At 76.6% G+C, this 551-nt stretch carries 1 protein-coding gene; it reads right to left on the bottom strand.

The annotated features are described in order from the left end of the window. A partial coding sequence (locus tag AC1D01_RS38120; protein ID WP_477875204.1) for a hypothetical protein occupies positions 1 to 551 on the bottom strand: 551 nt, incomplete at both ends.

The raw sequence follows: 551 nt of genomic DNA, 5'->3' as shown, positions 1-551 counted from the left end.
CCGGTGGCGGCGCCCGCGCCGGCCGGCGGTGGCTTCTTCGGCTGGGTCAAGCGCCTGTTCGGCGGCGGCGAGCCGGAAGCGGCACCGGCCGTCAAGGCGCCTGCAGCGGCGACCGGCGATGCCGGCGCGAAGCGCGACGGCCGTGGTGAACGTGGCGATCGCGGCACGGGCCGTGGCGGCCGCGGTGACCGTGACGGCAAGCGCGATGGCCGCCGCGGTGAGCGCGGTGGAGATCGGGGTCGCGGTGAAGGCCGCGGCGAGGGTCGTCCGGAAGGCGGCCGTGGGGAAGGTCGCGGTGAAGGTCGCAACGAAGCCCGCACCGAGGGCCGCCCGGAAGGCCGTGGCGATCGCCCGGAACGTGGCGAGCGCGGCGAACGGGGTGGTGAGCGCGGTGGCCGCCGCAACGAGCGCAGCGAGCGTGTCGAGGAAGTGGCGAACACGGAAGCCGGCGCCGCAGCGGTCGCGCCGCGCACGGACGAGCGTCCGCCGCGTGGTGAAGGACGTGGGGAAGGCCGAGGCGAAGGTCGCGGAGAAGCGCGCGGTGAAGGCCG

Source organism: Rhizobacter sp. P3_B12, from assembly GCF_056402895.1.
Note: the sequence above shows the minus strand (reverse complement) of the source record. Positions and strands in the feature narration are given on the sequence as shown.